General features: G+C 51.3%; 2 protein-coding genes. Both read right to left on the bottom strand.

Annotated elements, in window-relative coordinates; translation table 11 throughout:
* Window positions 1-4,402 (bottom strand): DUF4347 domain-containing protein (locus IQ270_RS04990; RefSeq protein ID WP_193972145.1); only part of this gene is annotated, 4,402 nt, incomplete at its 3' end.
* A gap of 1,481 nt (window positions 4,403-5,883) precedes the next feature.
* Window positions 5,884-6,204 (bottom strand): DUF6464 family protein, encoded by a 321-nt coding sequence (locus IQ270_RS04985; RefSeq protein WP_193972144.1) that lies wholly within the window; start codon window positions 6,202-6,204, stop codon window positions 5,884-5,886.
* Window positions 6,205-6,384: the final 180 nt, after the last annotated feature.

The raw sequence follows: 6,384 nt of genomic DNA, 5'->3' as shown, positions 1-6,384 counted from the left end.
CACCCGGAGTTGGAGTCGGAGTTTGTCCACCCGGAGTTGGAGTCGGAGTTTGTCCACCCGGAGTTGGAGTCGGAGTTTGTCCACCCGGAGTTGGAGTCGGAGTTTGTCCACACGGAGTTGGAGTCGGAGTTTGTCCACCCGGAGTTGGAGTCGGAGTTTGTCCACCCGGAGTTGGAGTCGGAGTTTGTCCACCCGGAGTTGGAGTCGGAGTTTGTCCACCCGGAGTTGGAGTCGGAGTTTGTCCACCCGGAGTTGGAGTCGGTATTGGTATTGTCTGCGCCAGGACGGCGGTGGTGACAGTGGCCCTGGCCTCGGAACCGTTGTTGTTGGTCAGTTCAGGGTCAAAAGTGGTGGATCTGCTTCTAGAGGTATTGGTGATGCTGCCCGTTTCTGGCATGACTAATGTTACCTCGCGGTTGGTGTTGCTGCCGCTAGCCAAGCTGGGAACTGTTGGGAAGGTGACAACCCCTGTCAGTGGGTCGTAAACGCCGTTATCGGATGGCGTGACTTCTGTTAAACCGGGAATGATGCTGTCTGTAATCACTACGTTTTCAGCAGCATTCGGCCCATTGTTGGAGGTAACGATCGTATATGTCACCGAACTGCCTGCTGCTGCCGATTGGAGACCGGACTTATACGTAATCAGGTCGGCGCCGGCAGCACCGATCGTCGTAGTGACTTGCCCCCCGGGCTGACCGGGCGCTGCGACTGTCGAGCCGTTGTTGTTGGTCAGGTCGGGGTCTGTAGTGTCCGATACGCTCGAAACAACGTTGAGGATGCTCGTCACCGTAGGTGGCGGTACAAAGCTGATGGTGCGGGTCTGGTTGCTGCCGCTGGCTAAAGTCGCGATCGCCGGGAAATCGACCGTCCCTGTGGTTGCGTTGTAGGTTCCGCCACCGGACACCACAACTCCTGTCAAGCCGGGAATCAGGTCGTCGGTAATGACTACGTTGGTCGCGGTACTCGGGCCGTTGTTGCTAGTAGTAATTGTATAAGTGAGCGTCTCCCCGGCGCGGATGGTGGCCGGAGCAGTCTTTTGGGTGATAATATCGGCGGCTGCACCGATCGTCGTAATGACTTGCCCCCCCGACCCACCGGGCGCTGCGACGATTGAGCCGTTGTTGTTGGTCAGGTCGGGGTCTGTAGTGTCCGATCGGCTCGAAACAACGTTGAGGATGCTCGTCACCGTAGGTGGCGGTACAAAGCTGATGGTGCGGGTCTGGTTGCTGCCGCTGGCTAAAGTCGCGATCGCCGGGAAATCGACCGTCCCTGTGGTTGCGTTGTAGGTTCCGCCACCGGACACCACAACTCCTGTCAAGCCGGGAATCAGGTCGTCGGTAATGACTACGTTGGTCGCGGTACTCGGGCCGTTGTTGCTAGTAGTAATTGTATAAGTGAGCGTCTCCCCGGCGCGGATGGTGGCCGGGGCAGTCTTTTGGGTGATAATATCGGCCCTGGGACTGACGCTGGTGGACACGGTGGCGTTGGGGTTGGTACCGTTGTTGTTGTTGGGAGTCAAGTCGGGAGTGATCGAGCTACTTCTGGCAGTGTTGCTGATGGAAGTTGCTGTCAGCGGTACTGTGAAGCCGATCGTCCGGTTGACTGTCCCAGCGCTGGCGATCGCCACGGGTGGGAAGGTGACAATGCCCGTCGCTGAATCGTAAACGCCGCCGTTAGATGCCGTGACTCCCGTTAACCCGGGAACGATGCTGTCTGTGATGGTTACGGATTCTGCGGGACTAGGACCTAAGTTGATCGTGGCGATGCTGTAGCTGACCGAGCCGCCGGGGACAGCAGTGGTAGAGCCGGTTTTGGTGGTTGCCAGATCGGCGTTGGGCGTAATAGTTGTCGTAACACTAGAGTTAGTGGGAGTTCCCTCTTTGTTGGTGGTGGAGCCGTTGTTGTTGCTGGCGATCGGGTCGGGAGTGGTCGATCGGCTCCGAGCCGTGTTGCTGATGGCGCTAAGGCTGGCTGGAGCAACGAAACTGACCGTGCGGGGCGCAGTCTCCCCGTTTGCCAGCGTCGCCACGGGTGGAAAGGAGACAATGCCTGTTTGTGCGTTATAGCTCCCGCCGTTGGAAAAGCTGACTCCTGTTAAACCGGGAACAATGCTGTCAGTGATGGTCACGTTGGTGGCTGGGTCGGGCCCCCTATTAGTCGTGTTCAGCGTGTAGGTGATGGTTGACCCGGCCGGAGCAGTCAAAGGGCCGCTTTTGGTAGTAACTACATCCGCGATCGTACCGGTAATTGTGGTAAAGACTACACCAGGCCCATCGACTTGCCCCGGCGGGTATATACCGCTGTTGTTGCTGAGGTCGGGGTCGAAATTCGAGCTGGTGCTGAATGCAACGTTGGAAAAACTGCTGCTGCTGGTTAAAGTGGACGGCACATTAACTGTCACGCTGTAAGTGACAGTCTCGCCCGGATTGAGAACCGGAATTAACGGCCATCTGACAGACTTCGTTTGGTTCTGGTAAATGCCGTTATTGGAGACGTTGATAACTGTTGGCGGCTGTCCGCCAGGACTGAGCAGCTCAAATGGTATTTCGTCTTGAATCAAGACATCTGTAGCGGGCGCTGGCCCTTTGTTGACGGTAGTAATCGTGTAGGTAATGCTGCTCCCGGCCTTGACGAACTCCGGGCCAGTCTTGATCGTGCTCACGTCAGCCGAGATAGTCGGAGGATTCACCGTCTCGACTACCACGTTTTGAAGTTCGTGAATGTTGCTAGAACTTCCTGTGGAACTGCCAAAACCAAATTTGAAATTTCGCGGTACTGGGCCGTTGGCGGTTGCCAAGTTGTCGATGTCGATCAGTGTAGTTTCGTAGATGCCGTCAAAGTTTTCATCGAAGGCAACAGTCAGGCGATTGGGTTCTACCGGATCGTTAGATGGATTCAGCGTCACTTGAATGGCTCTTCTGGCTTGATCCCGATTGTTCGTGAAGGTATTGCTGAAGTTAAAAGTGTTGTTAGGAGGGTTGGTAAATTGAATCGCCGTAGGAATGTTATCGATGCCGAAGGGAACTATCGCATTTGTTAAAAACGGATAGTTGTTGGCTTCCCTGCCTCTGAGCGTTACTGAGTCAGGTCTGAAATCGCCAAGAGAGGAGTTGGGAATTGGAGCCGGCGCCGGGCCTGTCCGCCCTTCTGCGTTTCTTGAAAAATTGCCGTACTCGTCAAGTCCAATACCTAGATAACCTCCGAGAATACCGCTGGTAGCACCATTGTCTTGCGGAGCGTAGCCCAGAGAACCGCCATAACCTCCTGGCCTGGTTGGGCTGGCGCTGCCGTCAATCAAGAAGAAACCCAGGCCGTCCGCAGGCTGAGCGGCAATACGACTGTCGGGGGTCGTATCAGTAGGTATCACGCTTGAACCGTAGGAATAAATATCAAACTTAACTCTGATACCGTCGGTTGAAGGAATGGGGTTGTTGTAGATAACGAAGGCTTCCCGAAAGTTTTCTGCTGGAGTTAGTTGCAGAGCCCCCTCTCCCGGAGCCCGCCCGCCAAAAGCCGGAAGTATGCCGGATACGCTGCCTCCGGTAATGCCGGGGATAGGTTGAGCGACTGCTGCCACTGTGCTGGTGGGATCGAAGAGCGCACCGCCTGTTCCCCCGTAAATCCAAGGCCCCCTAACTGTGGCGTTCTTGAAAGTTTCGTTAACTAATGTGCCGAGCGTGTAGCTGTATGCTTCGAGCACTGCTTTTTCAATGGCGATACTCGCCTCGATTTCCCCTGTCGAAAATTCTAATTCCCAGTCGCCGCCTAGTGCCGCGCTTCCTGTCAAGTTGTCGGAAGCTGCAATATCTGCACCAGTAATTGCGTTCAGCCGCCGCACGAAGGCTGCGCCGCTTTCGCCCGCTGCGACGCTGCAACCGCATAACAAGATATTTCCTTTTTGGCTGAGGGCTTTTCCCCACTGCTGCAACAAATGGCTGTAGGTTTCTATGTTGTCGCTGTTGAGGGCGATCGACCCCAGTTGCACTTGGGCTTCTCGACCGTGAGAAATTATTTGCAGGCTGTCTAAATTGCTGCAATTAGCCAGAATTCTGGTAATTTGCTCGACTCCATCCTGCGTCGAGTCGAGTAGAAATACTTCTGTACCTGCTGTTGCTCCGCTCGCCAAGCTGCCGTATTTTTCTACTCTGGCATCAAGGAAAAGCACATTTTTTACACTCGGGTGGCTGACCCGTTCTGTTGCTGGCAAAAATTCTCTGCGGGAGTCCCCAATTCCTACGCCGCCATCAATTTGTGGGGAAGGCAAACACCTGCCTGCATTTACTTGGGGTATTTTTTTTTGAGGATTAGTTGCTGTTGTTCGGGAGTTTTCGCCAGTCATGCTTGGGGCTGTATCACCTATTTTTGGGCTAGGGATAATTGGTTTGTTGCAGATGCTTTGCATGGTAAAATGACCTCAATAATTGTTGTAATATCCTCGCTTGAAGATGATATTTATCACCAGAAGAAAGGGTTTAATTGCAGAGTTAGAGGCTCTGCTGCTTGAGTGCGTTCGAGAGCTGCCGGCGGATTTTACTCAGCACAAAGCTGCGCTATCTTGCTCTTTGATAGCATTGCAAATATTGCCAGTGTGGCTGAATATTGGAAATTGAAATGCCAAGAATCAATCTATCTATGGGATGATCTTTTGCCTTCGGCTTTCTGTAAGCAAGGGTATTGTTTTACATACAAACCTCTTACATCCGGCAGCAGACAATAACAGGAATTATCAAAAATTTATTTGATCAGGTTTCTGTCGATCGTCCAATGGACTTGGTTTTCCGAGAAATTTCACTGCACCATTTTTGAACTTACAAACCGGGCTAGACAGACAAAAAGACTTGCTTGCAACCCTCACTCCCGGTAAAAAACCCGGTTTCTTAGGTTTTGGTGTGCCAGCTGTGTAAGCGATCGCTACCAGAATTTAATTAAAGATGGGATTGCTACGGAGCGATCGCCCGGACATAATTGGGCGGGGAGTGTCCAAAACCTGTGATTCAACTGAAATATACATACCCTGTGTCGGCGAGTTGTCTTAAAAATTTATGAGTTGCAGTCTAAAGACAACTATTAGGGTTTGAGACTGCGTTTCTGTGTGCAAAAACAGATTGGTATAGCCCACAAGCCAATTCTCAAACCGTCAACTTAAAGTCTTCTAGCGAGCTTTTATTTGAGTTGACATACTCACCGCCCTTTCATGTGCGGTGATGCTTGAGGGTTCATCGGGATGTGCTATCTACATAGTCTTACTTTCGGGGGTTTGTCAGTTTAAAGCCTCCCAATGCTAAGATGGCGACTTTTAACTCAAACTTCCGGGTTTGATTTAACCATTGACCATTTGGCTCTCTCTAAGAAGAGCTCCGATTGAGAGTGCTGTTTCAACGTGTCTTGAGCGAGCGAGATCCTTTGAGGATCGGAATATTCTCACACAAAGCCCTCCTAAAAGGAGGGGGCTTGTATCCCATTTTTTCGGTCAATGCTCCTGACAATTGTTTGTGCACACTTTTTCATGATGTTTGGGAGAAATCGAGTTGCAGATGCGATCGTCAGCTAATTGCGATTGTTATTCGCTAATTTTTTTAACCGCAGGAGTTGCGTCTAGGAGACTAAAAACCGGATTTGTTCCTATAGTTCTGGCAACCCAACTCAGATTTATTCTCTAAACCTGGTTTCTGATCGCAAGTCCTCAATTAGAAACACACCGATCGCAGTATGCCAGTTATCACAACTTTAACCCAGCAATACTGCTCGATTAAATTTTAATTGCTGAGTTTTGGCAGAGCTTGTCCTGAAGTAAGATACAGCAACAATCCTTACACGTAAGTACATACTAACTTATGAATTACTGCATCAGCAAATATGCGTAGATACCAGCCCCAATACAACCTATATCTTTTCACCGCAAACGTCAAGAGTTCTGGCTTGGTAGTACCGACAATCAAGACAATGCCCGACAGGATTGACCGCACAGCGGATGTAATTAGAGCGGGCGTTATACTCGCAAGTAATATCGCCGATCAGATAACCGAGGCCTTCTACGTAGGTGCGATCGACCGTTGCGGGTTGATTTGGCAAGGGTCTGTTTGCTACAGCCAGCCTGGCCGCTGCAATTCTATCTCGGGCTTGGCTCTCGGCAGAGCGCATCACCCACAAAGACAGCAGGGACGGAGCTAAACCTATGAAAATAATCAGGAGAACAGTTAGCACATTTAGTGAGCTGATATAGATAATATTTCTTTTAATTTAGGCGATCGGCAACATAAAATCATCTGCCGAAAGACGGTGTTAAATCAGGAAAGTTCCCGGACAAGTCTCAAACTGCGTCGCTTCTGTATTAACCGTTTGCTGGTGGAGGTTTGATCGTTCGGACTCTAGTCCTCATAACGT

The sequence above is a fragment of the Microcoleus sp. LEGE 07076 genome, from assembly GCF_015207455.1.
Classification (GTDB): Bacteria; Cyanobacteriota; Cyanobacteriia; order Cyanobacteriales; family Microcoleaceae; genus Microcoleus.
This window is presented reverse-complemented; position numbering and strand designations above follow the sequence as displayed.